Source organism: Pantoea sp. SOD02 (genome assembly GCF_024707505.1).
Taxonomy (GTDB): Bacteria; Pseudomonadota; Gammaproteobacteria; order Enterobacterales; family Enterobacteriaceae; genus Pantoea; species Pantoea symbiotica.
In genome coordinates this window covers 840,609-860,310 of record NZ_CP102605.1, presented here as the reverse complement: position 1 = coordinate 860,310, position 19,702 = coordinate 840,609, and the positions used below count along the sequence as shown (strand labels likewise).

General features: G+C 52.0%; 17 protein-coding genes. 6 read left to right on the top strand and 11 right to left on the bottom strand.

Annotation, left to right across the window (positions count from 1 at the left end; genetic code table 11):
* Position 1: 1 nt before the first annotated feature.
* A complete protein-coding gene (locus NR302_RS23345; protein ID WP_008108064.1) occupies positions 2 to 856 on the bottom strand; it encodes a helix-turn-helix transcriptional regulator in 855 nt (284 codons plus the stop codon).
* Positions 857 to 971: 115 nt separating this feature from the next.
* Between NR302_RS23345 and NR302_RS23340 the strand changes: the two genes are divergently transcribed.
* Positions 972 to 2,381, top strand: a complete 1,410-nt coding sequence (locus NR302_RS23340; RefSeq protein ID WP_258145493.1) for an MFS transporter — start codon at positions 972 to 974, stop codon at positions 2,379 to 2,381.
* Positions 2,382 to 2,576: 195 nt separating this feature from the next.
* Complete coding sequence (gene bamA / locus NR302_RS23335) at positions 2,577 to 5,009, top strand: outer membrane protein assembly factor BamA (RefSeq protein WP_258145492.1); 2,433 nt, start codon at positions 2,577 to 2,579, stop codon at positions 5,007 to 5,009.
* A gap of 203 nt (positions 5,010 to 5,212) precedes the next feature.
* On the opposite strand, the gene NR302_RS23330 is transcribed toward bamA, so the two are convergent.
* The 6 genes from NR302_RS23330 to NR302_RS23305 all read right to left on the bottom strand — a co-directional run bounded on the left by NR302_RS23330 (position 5,213) and on the right by NR302_RS23305 (position 11,633).
* Entirely contained in the window at positions 5,213 to 6,352 is a 1,140-nt protein-coding gene (locus NR302_RS23330; RefSeq protein WP_258145491.1) for a glycosyltransferase family 9 protein, read from the bottom strand.
* 253 nt (positions 6,353 to 6,605) lie between these two features.
* Complete coding sequence (locus tag NR302_RS23325) at positions 6,606 to 7,691, bottom strand: ABC transporter ATP-binding protein (protein WP_258145490.1); 1,086 nt, start codon at positions 7,689 to 7,691, stop codon at positions 6,606 to 6,608.
* A 3-nt stretch (positions 7,692 to 7,694) separates the two neighbouring features.
* Entirely contained in the window at positions 7,695 to 8,639 is a 945-nt protein-coding gene (locus NR302_RS23320; protein ID WP_258145881.1) for a carbohydrate kinase family protein, read from the bottom strand.
* A complete protein-coding gene (locus NR302_RS23315; protein ID WP_008108069.1) occupies positions 8,639 to 9,478 on the bottom strand; it encodes a carbohydrate ABC transporter permease in 840 nt (279 codons plus the stop codon). The genes NR302_RS23320 and NR302_RS23315 overlap by 1 nt, the downstream gene beginning before the upstream one ends.
* Positions 9,468 to 10,376, bottom strand: coding sequence for a carbohydrate ABC transporter permease (locus tag NR302_RS23310; protein WP_258145489.1), 909 nt, complete (start codon positions 10,374 to 10,376; stop codon positions 9,468 to 9,470). Before NR302_RS23310 ends, NR302_RS23315 begins: the two co-directional genes overlap by 11 nt.
* 9 nt (positions 10,377 to 10,385) lie before the next feature.
* Positions 10,386 to 11,633 carry an extracellular solute-binding protein gene (locus tag NR302_RS23305; RefSeq protein ID WP_258145488.1) on the bottom strand — a complete coding sequence of 416 codons (1,248 nt, stop codon included), beginning with the start codon at positions 11,631 to 11,633 and terminating at the stop codon, positions 10,386 to 10,388.
* Positions 11,634 to 12,225: 592 nt separating this feature from the next.
* Here NR302_RS23305 and NR302_RS23300 point away from each other — a divergent pair.
* Positions 12,226 to 12,474, top strand: a complete 249-nt coding sequence (locus NR302_RS23300) for a hypothetical protein (protein WP_258145487.1) — start codon at positions 12,226 to 12,228, stop codon at positions 12,472 to 12,474.
* A 75-nt stretch (positions 12,475 to 12,549) separates the two neighbouring features.
* On the opposite strand, the gene NR302_RS23295 is transcribed toward NR302_RS23300, so the two are convergent.
* Both NR302_RS23295 and NR302_RS23290 read right to left on the bottom strand, forming a co-directional pair.
* Positions 12,550 to 12,759, bottom strand: coding sequence for a DUF6434 domain-containing protein (locus NR302_RS23295; protein WP_008108075.1), 210 nt, complete (start codon positions 12,757 to 12,759; stop codon positions 12,550 to 12,552).
* A 242-nt stretch (positions 12,760 to 13,001) separates the two neighbouring features.
* A complete protein-coding gene (locus tag NR302_RS23290) occupies positions 13,002 to 13,532 on the bottom strand; it encodes an AAA family ATPase (RefSeq protein ID WP_258145485.1) in 531 nt (176 codons plus the stop codon).
* A 220-nt stretch (positions 13,533 to 13,752) separates the two neighbouring features.
* Between NR302_RS23290 and NR302_RS23285 the strand changes: the two genes are divergently transcribed.
* Positions 13,753 to 14,019 (top strand): hypothetical protein, encoded by a 267-nt coding sequence (locus tag NR302_RS23285; RefSeq protein WP_258145484.1) that lies wholly within the window; start codon positions 13,753 to 13,755, stop codon positions 14,017 to 14,019.
* A gap of 188 nt (positions 14,020 to 14,207) precedes the next feature.
* Positions 14,208 to 15,377, top strand: a complete 1,170-nt coding sequence (locus tag NR302_RS23280) for an ROK family transcriptional regulator (RefSeq protein WP_258145483.1) — start codon at positions 14,208 to 14,210, stop codon at positions 15,375 to 15,377.
* 8 nt (positions 15,378 to 15,385) lie between these two features.
* Here the strand turns inward: NR302_RS23280 and NR302_RS23275 are convergent, their stop codons facing one another.
* Positions 15,386 to 16,813 (bottom strand): amino acid permease, encoded by a 1,428-nt coding sequence (locus NR302_RS23275; RefSeq protein ID WP_258145482.1) that lies wholly within the window; start codon positions 16,811 to 16,813, stop codon positions 15,386 to 15,388.
* A gap of 493 nt (positions 16,814 to 17,306) precedes the next feature.
* On the opposite strand from NR302_RS23275, the gene NR302_RS23270 reads away from it, so the two are divergent.
* Positions 17,307 to 18,581: a Glu/Leu/Phe/Val dehydrogenase gene (locus NR302_RS23270; RefSeq protein ID WP_008108085.1), complete on the top strand. Its 1,275-nt coding sequence runs from the start codon at positions 17,307 to 17,309 to the stop codon at positions 18,579 to 18,581.
* Between the two features lie 75 nt (positions 18,582 to 18,656).
* On the opposite strand, the gene NR302_RS23265 is transcribed toward NR302_RS23270, so the two are convergent.
* The gene (locus NR302_RS23265) at positions 18,657 to 18,947 is read right to left on the bottom strand and encodes a hypothetical protein (protein ID WP_008108088.1); all 291 of its coding nucleotides are present in this window, start codon (positions 18,945 to 18,947) and stop codon (positions 18,657 to 18,659) included.
* Between the last annotated feature and the right edge of the window lie 755 nt (positions 18,948 to 19,702).

Here is a 19,702-nt window from a genome sequence, read left to right as displayed (position 1 = left end):
ATCAGGGATTGATCAACTGCTGTAGTGCCGCGGCGCTGGTTTCATCGTCCGGCACATACACCAGCAGGCGATCACCGTTGCGCGAGGCTGACCACCAGTTATTTTGCCGCAGCGTCAGTTCACCCACTTCGTCGCGGTAAAAGCGTTTGACGCGATTCTCCACCTGGCCCAATTCATAGCGCTGCCAGGTGTGCGCAAACTCATCTGAACTGTTTAACAGGCGGGCAAGAAAGCTTTCCCAGTGCGGATCGCCAAGGTGCTCGCCCATCTGCCCGCGAAACATCGCCACCATTTGCGGCATCACTTCATCCCAGTCACTGATGGCTTTGCGCCATGCGGGATGATTGAATGCCAGCCAGATGCAATTGCGATCTTCCAGCGCGATCTCGGCCAAATCGACGCCCATCAAGGCACACCACGCGGCGTTATAGCCGAGGATATCAAAGCGCGGTGTCTCAATAATTGCCGGTAACTGGATAGCGTCGAGCATCTGCTGATTGTGCGCAGCAATTTTGCAGCAGGCTGCCACCACGCGCACCGAAGGCAACGCATGTCCGGCAAGCGAAAACAGGTGCTGCGTTTCCACATCGTTGCACTGCAACGCGCTGGCAATCGCCGTCAGGGTTTTCGGCGATGCTTTAATATCGCGGCCCTGTTCCAGCCACGTATACCAGGTCACGCCAACATCCGCTAACTGCGCGACTTCTTCACGGCGTAAACCCGGCGTGCGGCGATGGCGCATGCGCGGTAAACCGAGCCGATTGGGATCGAGGTTTTCGCGGCGCGTGCGCAGAAAAGTACCAAGTAATTTGCGGTTGTTTTGTTCGGTGGTAACAGGCGCGGATGCCAGGCTCATAAGCAGATCCTTCGACAAGACGGGTAGTATTTATACCATGATAAACAAGAACTGGTACCCGTTTAATGGTTAGGTGATGCTATGCCGTACTGACAGCAAAAACAAGGTAAAACCGATGCAGACATCGCAACTTCAACGCACAGGATTGATGGTCCTGCTTGCCGGGCAGCTGCTGCCCATGATTGATTTTTCTATCGTTAACGTAGCGTTAGACGCGATGGCCCACACGCTGCAGGCCACGGCGATCGAGTTGGCGCTGATCGTCGCGGTCTACGGCATCGTCTTTGCCATTTGCCTGGCGATGGGCGGGCGGCTCGGTGACAATTATGGCCGCCGCCGTGTATTCCTCGCCGGAGTATGGATCTTCGGTATTGCATCTTTATTATGCGGCATCGCTAACAGCGTCGGCCTGTTGATGTTTGCCCGTGCGCTGCAAGGCGTAGGCGCGGCCTTTATCGTGCCGCAAATTCTCGCCACGCTGCACATTACGTTGAAGGGCAGAGCGCATGCGCGCGCCATCGGTTTGTATGGCGGCATTGGTGGGCTGGCATTTATCATCGGTCAGGTGCTGGGTGGTTTTCTTATCAAAGCGGATATCGGCGGCTACGGCTGGCGCAGCGTGTTCCTGATCAACCTGCCGATTTGCCTGTTTGTGCTGATCACCGCGCGCCGCTTTGTGCCGGAAACACATAACACCCAACGCGTGCCGGTGGATGTCAGTGGCACCTTGCTGCTGGCGGGCGCGATTGGCTGCCTGATGCTTGCACTGGCGCTGGGTCCGCTGCTGCATTGGTCGTGGCCGTGCATCTTGCTGCTGGTGCTGTTCCCGCTGTTTCTGCATCGTTTGCGCCAGAGTTCGCTGCGTCTGGAAGCGGCCAACGGCGCGCCGCTGCTGCCGCCTTCACTACTGCGTCTGCCGAGCGTGCGATTTGGTCTGACGCTGGCGGTGCTGTTCTTCTCCTGCTGGAGCGGCTTTATGTTCTCAGTGGCGTTGACGCTGCAGGCCGGTTTAGGGCTGACAGCGTTTCAGTCCGGGAATGCATTTATCGCGCTGGGCGTGGCCTATTTTATCGGGGCGATGCAATCTACGCGTATCGTTGAGCGTTTAGGTAAGCGCGGTGCCTTGCTGATGGGCTGCGGCATTCAGATGGTTGGTTTGCTGGCCTTGATCGCCACGCTGCAACTCGCCTGGCCGCAGGTCGGTATCTTCACACTGATCCCCGCGACGGTGCTGATTGGCTTTGGTCAGTCGTTTATTGTCAGCACCTTCTACCGCATTGGCATGAGCGGCGTGCCGCATCATCAGGCGGGCGCGGGCAGTGCGGTGCTTTCAACGGTGCAGCAATCGGCGCTGGGTTTAGGCCCGATGCTGCTGGGCGGCGTATTCACACAGATCTACACGCACGGCAATCATCTGGCTGCGATCACCGGTACGCTCGGCGTTGAGTTGGTGATGATGGCATTGCTGGTGATTTTCACCAGCCTCAATCGCCGTACGTTTCAGCCGGTAACGGCAGAAGGGTAATTCTTGTGAGCAGATTTCAGCAGGAGCTTTCCACCTTATTGTAAAACAACCGAAAATCCGTGAGTCGCGCTGAATTTACCTTTGGCTCAGCGGTCTTTTTTCCGGAACATATCGCCGCAGTTAACGGGCTGAACCGCGTGTTCAGCCCGTTTTTTATGTGGTTCAGGCACAGGAAAAACGGCAGGCTCACAACAGATGAAGAAGATGTTAACCGGGTTACTTTTCATGGTAACCACCACCGCCTTTGGTGCAGATAATTTCACCCTAAAGGATATTCACTTTGCTGGGCTCCAGCGCGTCGCACCCGGCGCGGCGCTGCTGCATATGCCGCTGCGTATTGGCGATCGCGTCAATGATGATGATATTCGCAATACTATCCGTGCGCTGTTCGCCACCGGCAATTTTGAAGATGTGCAGGTGCTGCGTGACGGCGATGCGCTGCTGATTAAAGTCAAAGAGCGCCCGGCGATTGCCAGCATCTCGTTCTCTGGTAACAAAGCGATTAAAGAGGATCAGCTCAAGCAGAACCTTGATGCCTCTGGCGTGCGCGTGGGTGAAGCGCTGGACCGCACCACGCTGGCGGATATGGAAAAAGGGCTGGAGGATTTTTATTATAGCGCCGGGAAATACACCGCCAGCGTCAAAGCGGTGGTCACGCCATTGCCGCGCAATCGCGTCGATCTGAAGTTCATTTTCACCGAAGGCGTGTCGGCAAAAATTCAGCAAATTAACATTGTTGGCAACCAGGCTTTTTCATCGGAAGAACTGATTTCGCATTTCCAACTGCGCGATGATGTGCCGTGGTGGAATTTTATCGCCGACCAGAAATATCAGAAGCAGAAACTCTCCGGCGATTTAGAGACGCTGCGCAGTTATTATCTTGATCGTGGTTACGCACGATTTAATCTCGATTCCACACAAGTCAGTTTAACGCCGGATAAAAAACATATTTACGTTACGATAAATATTCATGAAGGCGATGTTTACCATGTTAGCGGCGTAACGCTGACGGGAAATATGGCCGGCTATTCCGCCGAGATTGAAAAGCTGGCGCAGTTGCCAGCGGGCACCTTATACAGCGGGGCAAAAATCACTGAAAACGAAGAGGCGATTAAAAGCCTGCTCGGTCGTTACGGCTATGCATTCCCACAGGTGAATACCCAATCGGAAATTAACGACAGCGATAAAACCGTACAGTTACACGTGAATGTCGATGCCGGGCGACGCTTCTCGGTGCGACAGGTGCGTTTTTCAGGCAACGACACTTCGAAAGATGCGGTGCTGCGTCGTGAAATGCGTCAGATGGAAGGCGCGTGGCTGGCGAGTAATCAGGTGGAGCAGGGCAAGGCAAGGCTTAATCGTACCGGCTATTTTGAGAGCGTAGATGTCGATACACAGCGCGTGCCGGGCAGCCCGGATCAGGTTGACGTGGTGTACAAAGTGAAGGAGCGCAATACCGGCACTTTTAACGTTGGGCTGGGTTACGGCACCGACAGCGGCATCAGCTATCAGCTTGGCGTCAGCCAGGATAACTGGATGGGCACCGGCAACACCGTAAGTTTTAGCGGCACCAAAAACAGCTATCAAACTTATGTCGAAATCGCTGCCACCGATCCCTATTTCACCGTGGATGGCGTCAGTCTGGGCGGCAAGCTGTTTTATAACGATTACAGTGCCGAAGATAACGATCTTTCCGAATACACGCTGAAAAGCTTCGGTGCGGGCAGCACCTTAAGCTTCCCGATCGGGGAAAACAGCAGCGTGAACAGCGGGCTGGATTACGTCTACAACCGCGTCAGCAATATGGCGCCGCAGGTGGCAATGTGGCGTTATCTGGGTTCGCAGGGCATTCATCCAAAAGTCATCACCAGTGATGACGACGATGACGATGCCACCGTTGCAGACAAATTTACCGCCAACGATTTCTTCTGGAATATTGGCTGGAGCTACAACTCACTGGATCGCGGCTTCTTCCCCACCTCGGGCGTGAGCGCCGGTTTCAACACCAAAGTGACGATTCCAGGTTCCACCAACAGCTATTACAAAAGCACGCTGACCGCCAACGGCTACTTGCCGCTGAGCAGCGATCATCGTTGGGTGTTAATGGGCCGCAGTAAAGCCGGTTACGCCGACGGCTTAGGCGGCAAAGAAGTGCCGTTCTACGACAACTTCTATGCCGGCGGCTCTAGCTCAGTACGCGGATTCTCCTCCAACACCATCGGACCAAAAGCCGCCTATTACCGCTGCAGCGGCAGCGAAAGTAGCTACGGGGCTTGTCCGGTAGAGAAATCAGATGATGCGGTGGGCGGCAATGCGATGGCGGTGGTAAGCGCAGAACTGATTGTGCCAACGCCGTTGATCAGCGAGCGCTATGCCGATTCGTTGCGTACCTCATTCTTCGTCGATGCAGGTACAGTTTGGGATACCGGCTGGCAAAACACTGCGGCCACCAAAGCGGCGGGGATTCCTGATTATGGTGATCCGAGCCATATTCGCGTGTCGAGCGGCGTGGCTTTGCAATGGCAGTCACCGCTGGGTCCGCTGGTGTTTTCTTATGCGTTGCCGATTAAAAAATATGAGGGTGATAAGTCGGAGCAGTTCCAGTTTAATATCGGTAAAACCTGGTAGCTGTATTTAAATCGTTAAATGATGAGATGAGTTTTACATTATCTTTAAACGGTGAAGACAGAATAAAATAGCCAACAGAGTAAAATACCGCTCGTGAAATGCTTAAGGAATGAGTGTTCGCGAATATCGTTGTTATGCATCTGATTAATTGTATTTCGCCACCCAGGTTGGGTGGCTTTTTTTATGAGGGATGATGAAGGTGTTTACGGGTGCTTAAGTACGCTGGCCGCTCGGATTGTAGTCTCAACTGCTGGAAAAATTGTGTTGATTGAACAATGACTAATATAATCATCTTCAACCACAATCTGATTCCCCTGAGGATAATTTGGCGCCCAGATTTTATAACCGAGCAAGCCAGTATCTTTGAGCTTCCTCTTATTATAAAGGGCCACAAGTGGGCGATTCAGCGCGTTAGCAATGTGGACGATGGAAGTATCCGTACTCACTACCGCGTCAGAGATGCGGACAATTTCAACTGCGGTATTTATGGTACTTTCCGGCATGATGAAAGCACCATGCGCACTGAATGTACGCACTTTATTACTCTGCCCGATTACCACAACTTTTATCTCCGGATTAATCGAGTGAATAAAGTGGATGAGAGAGATGACCTGCTCTTCGGATAAATCTTTATCCGTGGCGCCAGAGAAAGGATTCACAGAAACGACAATATCGTTATCTGTAATTCGAAGGGCATTCTTGACTCTATTTTGTTCTTTAACACAGTGCCCAAGTTGATAATCAAATGAGGTTTCGTGGATATCGAACAGTGCCAGCACCCGCTTATGGCGTTCAGTGATATGCTTCTCGGCATCAAGATAACGGATGGATGCATTATAAATACCCGGAAGACTTTTATTAAAGCCAACATGGTGGCTACTTCTCATCTGCCATGCCAGATTCAGACGTTCATAATCCTGAACATCGTCAAAATCGATAACAACATCAAATTTCTGAGCGTGTAACAGGTCAAGTGACATCCGATTTTTATACTGAATAACCTGATCAAAATAGTCGCAGTTTTGTAGCAGTTGTCCGCATACCGGACCAGTAAGCACTGAGACTCTGTAACCTTTCTCTGCGAGTTTAAATGCAGTCCCAGTCGTCACGACCATGTCACCAATTTTATCGTCGAGGCGAAGAATCAATATCTTATGCGCTTTAACAGGATCAAAATCATCTCGGGTGCGTATAGTCCGGATAAGACACAATAACGCTGTTTTTTTTATTTTCCTAAACAGGTTGTTTTTATTTCTATTAATCGTTTTCAGAAACTGCATAACAATACCCGTAAATATTAAAAGGCCACGTTGAAAAAGAAACGATGCGGCAAGAATGGTCATAGGGTGCCTATGTTACCGTTTTCAGTGACTAAAAACATTTGCTAATGACGCTTAAGGAAACATTATTTTCAGCGAGAAGTAGATAATCCAGTACGTTAACGAACGATTGGGTAAATACGATGCTCATGCGCCCCCTATACAGCAATGACAATCTTAAGGGGCAGGAAAGGCCAGCCCGAAGAGCAAAGCGTCTAAGCCATGGATGCAGGGTTTCTTTGCGATCGGGCTGGTCTTTTCTGGCCTGAGCATCAACTTAAAGCGACTCAACCAACCTCAGCCCTGTTTCGGCATCAAACAAATGAATCTTCTCGGCGTTAAAGCCCAACATAATGCTGTCGCCGCTCACCGCCGCATGACGGCCAGCGATCTGCATATGCAGCGGCTGACCGTGCCATTCGAGATGCAGCAAAGTTGATTCGCCGGTGATCTCCACCACTTTCACCAACGCCGCTGCATCACTGTTGGCTTCCAGCAGATCGTGCGGGCGCACGCCGAGCGTCACGGCTGCGCCTGCACGCTCGCGCGCCGCCGCTTGCCAGCGCGCGGGCAGCGGCTGCCACAGATCCTGACACTGCACGCCAGCCACGCCATCTCGGTCGATCAGCTGTGCCGGTAACAGGTTCATCGGCGGTGAGCCGATAAAGCGCGCGACAAAGGTATCCGCCGGACGATCGTAAATTGCCAGCGGCGCGCCTTGCTGCACGATGCGCCCATCCTTCATCACCACAATTTGATCGGCCAGCGTCATCGCCTCAACCTGATCGTGCGTCACATAAACCATGGTGGTTTTGAAACGCTGATGCAGCGATTTGATCTCGGCGCGCAACTCCATGCGCAGTTGCGCATCAAGGTTCGATAGCGGCTCATCGAACAGGAACACTTTGGGATTTCGCACCATCGCGCGGCCCATCGCCACACGCTGACGCTGTCCGCCCGACAACGCGCGCGGATAGCGTTGCAGCAGCTTATCGATGCCGAGAATTCCGGCGATACGCGCGATTTTGCTCTGCTGCTCCTCGCGCTTCACCTTCTTCACCTGCATGTGAAACGCCAGATTCTCCGCCACGGTTAAGTGCGGATAGAGCGCATAGCTCTGAAACACCATGGCGATATCGCGGTCGGCCGGATCGCGGTCGTTGATTTGCACTTTATCCATCAGGATCGCGCCATCCGACAAGCTCTCCAGGCCGGCCAGCAAACGCAGCAACGTCGATTTCCCGCAGCCGGATGGGCCCACCAGCACGGTAAAACTGCCGTCGGGAATGGTGAGATCGAGCGGATGCAGCACCGACTGTTTTGCGTAGCGTTTGGCCACTTTTACGAGTTCAACACTGGCCATAATTTAAAACTCCTGGGAAAGTTGCAGTTGATGCCAGTCGGGATAACGACGCGGCAAGGTGCTGATAGCCAGTGACGCCACCGAAATACCCCATTGCAAAGCTGTGGTGAGATCTTGCTGATGCAGCAGGGCGGTGAGGAATCCAGCGTTAAAACTGTCGCCTGCGCCGATGGTATCCACCACCGTAACCGGACGCGCAGGCTGACTCACGGAATGTTCGGCCTGCCAGCAGCGCGCGCCCTGCGGGCCGCATTTCACTACGCAGCCGCCGCGTCCGCTCAGCTGTTGCGCCAGCATGTGCGCGCTGGCAGGCAAGTCGTCTTTCGCCGCCAATCCCAGCGTTTCCACTTCATTGAGCAGCAGCCAGTCACACAGCGGCAGCCATTGCGTGACCTGCTGACGCACCTCGTCCGTCCAGCCCTGCGGCGGCCAGCCGGTATCAACAGCGGTGATAAAACCGCGCTGCTGTAGCTCTGAAAGCAGCGCCGGATATTCGTCATACAGATGCAGACACAAAAAGGTGCCGCACAGCAGCACGATATCGCCGTCAGCCGCTGTAGCAGGCAACTGATCCAGCACATCCTGCGCGGTGAGTTGCACGATATGGCCGAGATTACTCAGGAAGGATCGCTCGTGATCCGAATGCGTCACGCCAACGGTTAGCGAGGTTTCGCAGCTGTAGCGCGTCCAGTGCGCGGCGCTGTGCGGAAAATGACTCGCCAGCCAGGTGCTCAGGCCATCATCGCCCTGATTAGCCACCGCGCGATGGCGCACCTGCATCGCTTCCAGCGCCAGCGCGCAATTGCCCGCCGATCCGCCGGGACGCAGTTCGCTGTGATTCAGCATCACTTCGGTGCCGCGCTGCGGCCAGTTATCCAGCGTGCCCATGATCAAATCGACATTAATATTGCCCACCACATACAGCGTGGCGGTGTGTTTATGTTCCATCATCCTTTACTCCCGCCACTGGCAAGGCCGCTAACCAGCGTCTTTTGCAGCCAGATGGCAATAAACAGCGGTGGCACCGACGCCAGAATGCCGACGGCAGCGATCAAGCCATCATCGGTGGCGCGCCCGGCGGTGAATCCGGCAATGGTGACCGGCAAGGTTTGTGCGGCGATATTGCTGGTAAACAGCAGCGCATAGAAAAATTCGTCCCACGCCAGCAGCCAACCAAACAGCGCGGCGGCACCCAACACCGGCTTCGCCAGCGGCAGCGTAATGCGCAGCAACACTTGCCAGACGCGCAGGCCATCAAGGCGCGCCGCCTGTTCAATATCCTGCGGCAGCGTATCGAACTGGTTTTTCAGCATCCAGGTGAGGAACGGCAAAATCAGCGAGCAGTAGACGATGATCAATCCGGGCCGCGTGTTGAGCAGATCGAACTGCTGTAACAGGAAGTAGAGCGGTAGCACGAACGCCACCGGCGGCACCATATAGATGGCGAGTGAGGCGAACAGCCAGCCGTCGCGCCCGCGATAACGTGAGAAGCTGAACGCCGCCGGAATCGCCAGCAGCAAGCAGATGATTGTCGCGCCCGTGGCGACTAACAAACTGTTGCCTAGCGCATGCAGGAACAGCACGCCGGGCTGGCCTGGCTCCAGCGACAACAGCTTGCCGTAGCGGGTGAAATCCCACTGGCGCGGCAGCCACTCGAGCGGCACGCGGGTGAGATCGCTGGCGGCGCTGACGCTCATCAAAAACAGCCAGCCCATCGGTGCTAACACCGAAAACGCCACCAACAGCGCGGCGGCGTATTTGCCAACATGGCGCATTTTAACCTTCATAAGCGCTTCCTTTGCGGCGCTGCCGCCACAGTAACAACATGTAAAGCGTGATCAGCACCGCGCACAGCAAGGTCATCAACATGGCGTAAGCCGCGCCGCTGCCCGCGCGCAAGTAGCTAAACGACTCCTGATAAACGTAGAAACTCAGGGTTTTGGTGCTATCGACCGGCCCGCCGCGTGTCATCACGTAGATGATGTCGAAGATTTTAAAGGCGTCGATGGTGCGCAGAACCAGCGCCACGCTGAGCGGGCCAACAATCGCCGGGAAGGTGATGGCACGAAAACGTCGCCACGCCGATGCGCCATCCAGCCGTGCGGCTTCAAACAGATCGTCGGGAATCGATTGCAGTGCCGCCAGCACCAGCAAGGTCACCAGCGGATAGTTTTTCCAGATATCGGCGAACATCACCGCGTTAAGCGCCGAATCCGGCGAACCCAGCCAGCTGCGATAGCCATCAATAATCCCCAACTGCGTCAGCAGGGCGTTGATGCTGCCGTAATCCGGGTTGAAGTTCAGACGCCACATCATGGCGTTAACGATGGTCGGCAGCGCCCAGGGTAGAATCACCAGCACGCGCAGCAGGTTGCGACCGGCAAATTTCTGGTTCAGCAATAGCGCCACCAGCACGCCGATCACGCCCTCAATCGCCACCGATACCACGGTGAAATAGAGCGTGCGCCACAGCGAGCTGCGGAAATCCGCATCGGTGATCGCAAACAGGTAATTTTCCAAGCCAATCCAGCCCGGCGCTTCACCGCTGCCAATCAGGGCGGCATCGGTGAAACTCAGCCAGATAGTGCGTAACAGCGGCCATGCGGTGAGCAACAGCATCACCAACAGCATGGGTGCCAGCAGCACCCATGCCTGCCGTTGTTCGCGTTGACGCAAACTCAGCATTGTTGCCCCTTAGCGCAGACGCGCCGCACTCTTATCTACCGCTTGCAGCGCGGCATCTGGCGTTGCGCTGCCAACCAACACCTGCTGCAACTGCTGCTGCAGCGTGTTGGAGAGACGCGAATAGTCGGCGGTTTCCGGACGCGACAGCATCACGTTGAGCGACTTATCCGCCGCCGCGATCAGGCTTTCCTGGTTTTTCAGCACCGCCGGATCCTGATACGAGCTTTTCCAGATCGGCAGACTCAGCGTGGCGTATTTGTTCTGCACCGGCTGCGAAGTCATGTAGCTGATGTATTGCCATGCCTGATCCGCGTGGGTGCTGCCTTTGGTGATGCCAAGGCCCATCGAACCGTTTACGGCACCGAATTTGCCCGGCGCATCGCCTGGCGCAGGAACAATGCCCACCTGACCGGCGACCTTACTTTGCTTCGGATCGTTGGCCATGTTGTACATGTAGGTCCAGTTGAGCGCGAATGCCGCATCGCCATTGGAGAAGGCTTTACGCACATCCTCTTCCAGATATTCGCGTGACGCCGGATTGCTCAAGCCTTCGTCCAGCGAGCTTTTCATCAGCTTCACCGCTTGCAGCGAGGCCGGTGAGGAGAAATCGAGTTTGTCGTTGTTGTAGAACTTGCCGCCGAAACCCGACACCAGCGTGGTGTAATCGCACACCAGCGCTTCGGCCTGCGACCAGCTCCATACCAGCGGATATTTCACGATGTTCTTCTGTTTAATGATGCGTGCGTCATCCATCACCTGCTGCCAGGTTTGCGGCGGCGTGGTGATACCGGCTTTTTCCAGCATCGCTTTGTTGTAGTAGAGATATTTGGTGTCGAGGATCCACGGCATGCCGAGGGTTTTGCCTTTGAACTCCACGGTGTTCATCGCGCCAGGGAAAATCTGCCCCTTTTCGTCGGCGCTGATGCGGCTGCTAACGTCCTGCAACAGATCGAACTTGGTGAATTCTGCCGGCCAGATGGCATCGAACAGCACCACATCGTAGCCGTTACCGCCTGCGCCACGCGCCGCGACAATTTTGTCGTGCAGCGCTTCGTACGGCACAAACTCAAGATTAACCTGCACGTCCGGGTGCGCTTTCTGAAACTCCTGCGTCATGGCGCGGATATCATTTTCGCTATACGCCGCCTGCGTCATAAACAGCGCATTCAACGTGGTTGCCGCTGCCGCGCTGCCCACGCTGGCTAACAGAACCGCTGCAAAACATCCTTTTATGACTGGGTTGAATCGGATTTTCATGGTGTTTTCCGCCTTGATGCAAAAAGAGGGTGTTTTATTAAATCAATTTGATGGATTTAATAACGCGCACAGGTTGTCAGGTTGCTGCGGCTGACATCGGTTAGCTAAAGCAATTGACGTGCCAGGGCATAAATCTCGTTTGCCACTGGACACTACTTTGCACAGAATTTTGCTGCTGTCAGGTAAACAGGTTGTAAAATGTGTGGGTGATCATAGATATTCGTGTGGGTTTGAAAGCGGGCAGTTGTAATAGTTGGCGATAACCTTTTTTACAGGATGCATTGTTTAGGTGCGGATGCGTTGGGACTTGCTACATGAACGTGCATTCCACAGCGAAAAATTAGCGTTCGTGGTAGCTGGTTAGGATGAGGTTTTCGGCTGTTAACTTAGATTTCAGATATTCATGCCGCGCCTTGGGCGAGTATTTATTAGGCTGGATGAACAACGTTACTCTGTGCGACTCAGCTAAAAATAACGTTTAGTCCGCTATGAGCGAGGACCGGACATATTAATTTCGGCTATTTAATTGGTTTCTACGGGCAGTAAAAATTACCATGCATTACCCTCCCACTGCCCAGGATGCAAAGATTACATGAGAAAATTACAAAAACTAATTGCTGCTGAGCGTACCGCTTTTTCGCACTACTCAAGCCTATCTGCGATGTCGATATCTCGTATCGCATTAAATTGTCGAAAGGATGAAGTCGCAGATGCGCATATCCTCATTATGCAGTTCAAATCCGAGTTGGCTACAGTTCCTGATTGGGATGGAGATACACAGGATGACATCTGGAGAGCCATTGAACTGTACAGAGCAATCTTGTCAAAAGTAAGAGAATAAAGGGCTGGAGTCCAACCTTGGCACTGATCGGCCCGAAGCGTTCCTCACTGGCAGCGAAGACAGGCCGCTCCTGCTTTAGAGTGAATGTCTGCGTCTCCATTCATCAATTACATCACCCAAATTTTTTGGTACATCATTTCTTATCCAGGCCATAAACTCGCGATCAAAGCGGAAGTCTGCACCACACTCATCCACCATGAAACGGCGAACGTTTTGTGTATTTTTATAGTTTTTATCCACGATTGTAGAACGTGTTAATGAAGAACTATGCCAGTCGATGTTCACTTATGAACTCCTGTTTTAAACAAACGATAGCAGCGTTTAAATTTAATACACTGAATTTGAAATGCCCGCTTCTACACGAAACTGCCCAATGCATGGGCGAAAGGGTTGCTGTGAGCGAAGAGCAGACAGGTTTAATGACCTTCACTGTAGATTGAAGGTGGCCGGCTATTAAATTGCGCGAGTTACCGCCCTAATGAATGATGGACTTTAATTGGAAGTATAATAATCTATTGAAAATAATATTAAATATCCCAGTTTCGATAGCAGGCATTAATATCGCGAGGTAATGACAACATCAGCTTTGGAATGGTTGCCTGCTCGAAAAGCCTCCTGTGGATGAGGTGGTTTTTAGGCGCAATATGCACAATGTATTTAAGCATTTCCCACGTAACATTCTCCCTTCGGGTAGTGAGACCACCTATCCTAGGCTTTGACGAGTAACATCGGCGTATATAGCGTTGCAAAGCTGTCGCTACTGGCACATCAAGCAGTATCAGCCCTGTAGCACGTTCAAGTCGGGGATATATACACTTTGTGTAATTGCCCTCTATTACCCACCTTTCTTCACGAACAGCCTCTTCATGTAACCGATAAAAATCTTCTGGTTGACGGGGAACCCATTTTGTATCAGGTAAATGATGCAATTGATCAAGATGAATTAGAGGTAATGACGTCTTAGAAGCGATTGCTTTTGCCAGTGTAGATTTACCGCTATTTGATGGACCTATGATGCATATGCGTGGGCCAAGATCATCTATTGATAAAGTTTTCACCCATTTCACCTAAAAATTCAATTAATTCAGATGATAACAAAAATACATTAATACCTAATGTAACTACAATGCTTCCTGGCAAAATTGTGGTTCGCGACTGTGTAATCAATACTAGGCGAAATTAGCAACGTCCGCTTTTGGCACAAAGCGGACATACATACGCATTCATACCTCTTTAGATATATTATTTCAAACATCAACTTTGTCCTCGGAGGATCTCATGCCAGAGTACTGTTTTTTTAAAAAGGGTAACCACATTACCGCGCTGGAGAGATCTGATATAGCAGGCGCTTCCGATCTTACGGCTAAAGGCTATGAAAAGCAGTTTGAAGAATTAAACGCCCCGGATGTAAAACGCGCGCTGGCCAAGTTTATTGACATCCGCAAGGAAGAACAACTTACAACTCATTCATTCGTAACAGGCGCGGTATTCGCATCATTGTTAGTGAGCGTGGTGGCCGTAGCTAGTTGGTTCTTTATCAAATAACAGTCGGGATGGTCACCCAAGGTTAAAATTATCGAAACCCACGCCCCAAGCCTCAACACAACCTTGCCAGTTCATGGCCGTAAAGACGTTAATCCCATTCACCTTCCCGAAAGGGTTGTAAAATGTGTGGCCGATCATAGATATTGATGCGGCTATTCGCAGCAGGTGACGAAAGGGAAGGGAGCAAGGTGAAAACGTCGGGAACCAATCTGGAACATGCACGGGCGCACAATCGCCGCGTGATCATTGAAGCCATTCGCCTGCACGGCGAACTGACCCGCGCCGAACTGGCTCGTCTTACCGCGCTGACGCCGCAAACCGTGTCGAATATCGTGGCGGAGCTGGAGCAGGCCGAACTGCTCACCAGCCGTGCGCCGCGCAAGCAAGGGCGCGGTCAACCGGCGATTCCGGTGACGCTCAATCCCGCCAGCGCCTTTTCAATCGGCATCCATCTTGATCACCAAACGCTGCTGATTGTGCTGGTGGATCTCACCGGTGAAATTCACTTCCGCCGCCTTATTCTGGTACAAAAGCCGCAACCGGATGCCACATTAGCGCGCATCACCGAGGTGCTTAGCGAAATCAAAACGCAGCTGGGCGATCGCTGGCAGAAAGTGCTGGGCATTGGCGTAGTAATGCCCGGTCCGTTTGGCGTTGAGGGCATCTCGTCGATGGGGCCAACCACGCTACACGGCTGGGAACAGGTAGATATCGAGGCCAAACTCGCTGCGATGAGCGGCGTACCGGTAACGCTTGAAAACGATGCCACCGTGGCGGCAATTGGCGAACGCTTTCATGGCGTGGCGCGACAGCTCAATTCGTTTGTCTATCTCTACATCGGCACCGGTTTAGGCGCGGGAATTATAATGGATGGCCACGTCTATAGCGGGCATGCGCATAACGCCGGTGAAGTCGGCCATGTGGTGGTGGAGCCGGGCGGACGCGAATGTTACTGCGGCAATCATGGATGTTTAGAACGCTACGTTTCATTGCAGGCGGCGTACGAGTTTTGCGGGCTCGATCCGATGACCGCCTTGCCAGAAGATTTGCTGGAAGTCGATCCGGCGCTGTTCGATAAATGGATCGATACGGTTTTAACGCCGCTACGTCAGGCGATTAACCTGCTGGAGTGCATCTTCGATGCCGAAAGCGTGATTATTGGCGGCATGATGCCTGCGGTGCTGCTGGATAAAATCATTCGTCGCCTGCCGCCGCTGTATCAATCGGTGCGCGGTCGCTACCTCACCGGAACTCGCGTCAAAGTTGGTATGACCGGCAGCGATACCGCCGCGTTAGGTGCCGCCGCGCTGCCGATTTTCGATGAGTTCAATCCGCAGTTTCAGGTACTGATGAAGTAACGGCCCGATCAGGCCGCTACCTTCACCGCCGTTTTGCGCTTCTCCTTCATCTTCCAGCACAGCCACAACGCAATAAACCACGCCGGCGAAGCGGCTAATGCGGCGAGCGTGTCGGGATCAAATATCATGATCACCACCGAGAACAGGAAGAACATCAGCGTTCCCCAGGCCGTCACTCTGCCGCCGGGCATCTTAAATTTGGATTTTTGATGCAGGTCCGGACGCTGTCTGCGATACACCAGATAAGAGACCAGAATCATGCCCCAACAATAGATCACCAGAATCGCGGCCAGCGTTGAAACGATGGTGAACAGCGTTGTCACATTCGGCACAAGGAACAGCAGCAAGGTGCCGCTCAGCATGCAGAAGCAGGAAAAAAGCAGGCTGCGCAGCGGAATACGCGTGGTGCGTGACAGAATACGGAACTGCCAGTGCGCATGCTTCTCGACGGACAAGCCATATAACATGCGGGTGCTGGAGTAGACGCCACTGTTGGCGGAAGACATTGCCGAAGTGAGCGCTACGAAATTAATGATCGCCGCCGCAGCGGGCAATCCGGCTTTGGCAAACAGCGTCACGAATGGGCTGGTATCCGGCGACACGCCTTGCCATGACGTCACCGCGATGATCACCATCATCGAGAGCATGTAGAAAATCACTATTCGCAGCGGCAGAGAGTTAATTGCACGCGGCAAAATTTTCTCGGGGTCGCGCGTTTCCGCCGTCATGGTGCCGAGCAGCTCAATGCCGGTATACGAGAAAATCGCGATTTGGAAACCAGCAAGAAAACCGGTGATGCCATGCGGCATAAACACGGCGGGATCGGTGAGGTTGTGCACTGAAGCTTTAACGCCATCCGGCGAGGTCCAGCCGGTAAACACCATCCATCCGCCGGTGATAATCAGCGCGATGATGGTAATCACTTTGATCAGCGCAAACCAGAATTCAGCTTCACCAAAAGCCTTCACCGACAACATGTTAAACAGACACAGAATGCCGAGGGTGAACAACGCGGGTATCCACGCCGACATTTCCGGGAACCAATACTGCATATACGCGCCACACACCACCACATCCGCAATACAGGTCACCACCCAACTTAGCCAATAAGACCAACCCAGAAAGAAGCTGGCTTTGGGGCCGAGGTAATCACCGACGAAATCGGCAAAAGAGCGATAGTCGAGCCGGCTAAGCAGCACTTCGCCCATCGCCCGCATCACCATATAGCTGAAGAACCCGACCAGAATATAGATGATTAATATCGAGGTTCCGGCCACCGCAATATTGCGTCCTGCGCCCATAAATAGCCCGGTACCGATCGATCCACCCAGCGCGATCATCTGAATATGACGTTCGCTCAGACCTCGCTGCAGTTTTTGCGGGGCGTCGTGAGCCCGAGCAGGCTGAATCTGCCCTTGTGTAGGTTTGTTAGACACAATGATTCCTTCAGTCTGGCAAAAAGACGCATGACGATGCCTGCCCGCAAGCATCAATGGCAAATAAGGAGTTGAACCTCAAAGAGGCACGTTTAAATAGATGAAAGAAAAACGAAATTAATAAAACGCTAATTCATGATGGCGGTTTCCGGCTAGGTTTTACTCATCGTGGTGGCGTGAGTTAACAAAGTCAATGCGGAAAAATAACAGTTTATTCACTTTTTGATGACCATCAAAGAACTGAAAAATAGGAATAAAATCAAATTTTATGCAATTTAGTGAATAGTATTTGCATAAATATGCGTCATATGAGGGGCGTTTTTAATGCTTAGTTATTCATTCATTCACGAATTTTTGTATTGAAAAAGTTAAATCTTCCTTATTCAACGCAACCCGCTTTTCTCAAAAGGTGTTAAATTACTTTCCGTCTAGTGCAATGCATCACCTTTCCACGTCTTTTCAATATAAATAACTCTGAACCTACAGGCTTCTCATGGAAAAGTTATCTTACGCTTCTGAAAGCAGTACATCTCCCTGGACTACCTACCTGAGCCAAATTGACCGCGTTGCGCCTCATCTTGGTGAATTGTCTCGCTGGATCGAAACCCTGCGTCATCCGAAAAGAGCACTGATTGTCGACATCCCGGTGCAGATGGATGACGGCTCGATTCGCCACTTCGAAGGCTATCGCGTACAGCACAATCTCTCGCGCGGACCGGGCAAAGGGGGCGTACGTTACCATCCTGCAGTCGACCTGAATGAAGTGATGGCGCTGTCAGCCTGGATGACCATCAAGTGTGCGGCGGTCAATCTGCCTTATGGTGGCGCAAAAGGTGGCATTCGCGTCGATCCGCACTCGCTGTCTGAAGGTGAACTGGAGCGCTTAACCCGTCGCTACACCAGCGAAATCGGTTTGATTATCGGTCCACAGAAAGATATTCCCGCGCCCGACGTCGGCACCAATGGCAAAGTCATGGCGTGGATGATGGATACCTACTCGATGAATCACGGCACCACCATTACCGGCGTTGTCACCGGTAAACCGATTCATCTTGGCGGCTCGTTAGGCCGTGAGAAAGCCACGGGCCGAGGCGTATTTATTACCGGTCGTGAAGTGGCAAAACGCTCCAACATCACCATTGAAGGCGCACGCGTGGCGCTGCAAGGCTTTGGTAATGTGGGTAGCGAAGCGGCGCGTCTGTTCGCCGAAGCCGGTGCGCGCGTGGTAGTGATTCAGGACCACACTGCAACCTTACTCAACGAAGGCGGCATCGATTTAGCGGCGCTGACTGCGTGGCAGATCGAACATAAACAGATTGCCGGTTTCCCTGGTGCGCGTGAGATCGACAGAGAACAGTTCTGGACCACCGCCATGGATATCCTGATCCCGGCTGCGCTGGAAGGGCAAATTACCCGCGAGCGCGCTGAAATCATCAGTGCCAAATTAGTGCTGGAAGGGGCTAACGGCCCAACGTATCCGGATGCGGATGATATGCTGGCGAGTCGTGGTGTGCAGGTGGTGCCAGACGTAATCTGTAACGCAGGCGGTGTAACGGTGAGTTACTTCGAATGGGTTCAGGATATGGCGAGCTTCTTCTGGAGCGAAGATGAGATTAACCAGCGTATGGACCGCATCATGACTGAAGCGATGGTGCACGTTTGGGATAAGGCCGCTGAAAAGCGCTGCTCATTGCGTACTGCTGCTTATATCGTTGCCTGCGAACGTATTCTGCTAGCACGTAAAGATCGCGGTATTTATCCGGGCTAATTAATTAAATTTTAAGTTTATTTAAATCAAGAGATAAACGCCGTCTTTGCCGTGAGAGGGCGTTTATCTTATCTTTCATGCGAGGTTTACGCCGCGCAGCCCTGACCAGCACCTCGCGGCTGATTGAGTAATCATCACCGAAGGATCTTCGCTAAATTCACTCACCAAAGTGACAATTCTGTCAGTTAAACTCCTTATATTCTCGCTACCTACATAGACGTATTCATTGGTGGGTAACACGTACGCATACCCTTTCTCACAGACTAAACTGCGCGCAAAACCATTCTCAAGCATCGCATAGAGCAGTTCTATTTGCGTGCCAGCGGTGGGTTCTTTCAATTCGACACGGATAGTGTAACTGAACATAGTATTATCTCCGGCGTTTAAATTTAAGTTTACTTAAGTCTAATTGATCCGAAATAAAAGTTGTTTTTTTAAGATAAATCTTAGTGTTATTTATAGGTAATGACGGGGTTTAACAGTAAATATTGGCCCTGTTAAGCGAAACGACAGAGAAGAATTAAATAATTATTTTTCAAATCACTCATTTAATACGCTCGGCTTATATAAGTTTATTTTTTAATTAAAGACGGCAGCCTCTACGCAGACTATAATTAATTTATGGCTCATTTTGAGCAGGTTGTTAAAAAATTTATAGACAGTATCCGCAACGGGCGATTTTAAAGGTTTTATTCATTTATATTGATCTTTGCCCACGAGGAGTCGCGGATGAAATTAACCACAACGGATTTCTATGTTTGCAGTCAGGCAGATGCTGATGGTTGGTGCTACCTGCATCGTGAAAGCTGTCGTATGGCGCCTGCCTACGATAATCGCATATTCATGGGGTCTTTTTATTCCCCGGAACATGCCTGGCAATATTTCCATACCCATCACCCCAACAGCCGAGCGGTATTTTGTCTGTTATGTATGAAATCGTAATGTGGGAGATTGATATAAATTCTTTGTCTTAGGTGAATGAGCAAGGAATTAATTGATTGTTATGAATGCCTTGAGGGATTTATAGGTGACTTATGTAGGGAATATCTGACATGGTCTTATATGATATTTCTGTAGTAAGGTGCATTAAATGATAAATAATATTACTCATTGTGTGTAAG

Bases quoted from the DNA above. Each gene is read 5' to 3' on its own strand.
- bamA (WP_258145492.1), top strand. From the start codon at position 2,577: ATGAAGAAGATGTTAACCGGGTTACTTTTCATGGTAACCACCACCGCC.
- NR302_RS23340 (WP_258145493.1), top strand. From the start codon at position 972: ATGCAGACATCGCAACTTCAACGCACAGGATTGATGGTCCTGCTTGCC.
- NR302_RS23330 (WP_258145491.1), bottom strand. From the start codon at position 6,352: ATGACCATTCTTGCCGCATCGTTTCTTTTTCAACGTGGCCTTTTAATA.
- NR302_RS23320 (WP_258145881.1), bottom strand. From the start codon at position 8,639: ATGGAACATAAACACACCGCCACGCTGTATGTGGTGGGCAATATTAAT.
- NR302_RS23315 (WP_008108069.1), bottom strand. From the start codon at position 9,478: ATGAAGGTTAAAATGCGCCATGTTGGCAAATACGCCGCCGCGCTGTTG.
- NR302_RS23345 (WP_008108064.1), bottom strand. From the start codon at position 856: ATGAGCCTGGCATCCGCGCCTGTTACCACCGAACAAAACAACCGCAAA.
- NR302_RS23305 (WP_258145488.1), bottom strand. From the start codon at position 11,633: ATGAAAATCCGATTCAACCCAGTCATAAAAGGATGTTTTGCAGCGGTT.
- NR302_RS23265 (WP_008108088.1), bottom strand. From the start codon at position 18,947: ATGTTCAGTTACACTATCCGTGTCGAATTGAAAGAACCCACCGCTGGC.
- NR302_RS23310 (WP_258145489.1), bottom strand. From the start codon at position 10,376: ATGCTGAGTTTGCGTCAACGCGAACAACGGCAGGCATGGGTGCTGCTG.
- NR302_RS23270 (WP_008108085.1), top strand. From the start codon at position 17,307: ATGGAAAAGTTATCTTACGCTTCTGAAAGCAGTACATCTCCCTGGACT.
- NR302_RS23300 (WP_258145487.1), top strand. From the start codon at position 12,226: ATGAGAAAATTACAAAAACTAATTGCTGCTGAGCGTACCGCTTTTTCG.
- NR302_RS23325 (WP_258145490.1), bottom strand. From the start codon at position 7,691: ATGGCCAGTGTTGAACTCGTAAAAGTGGCCAAACGCTACGCAAAACAG.
- NR302_RS23285 (WP_258145484.1), top strand. From the start codon at position 13,753: ATGCCAGAGTACTGTTTTTTTAAAAAGGGTAACCACATTACCGCGCTG.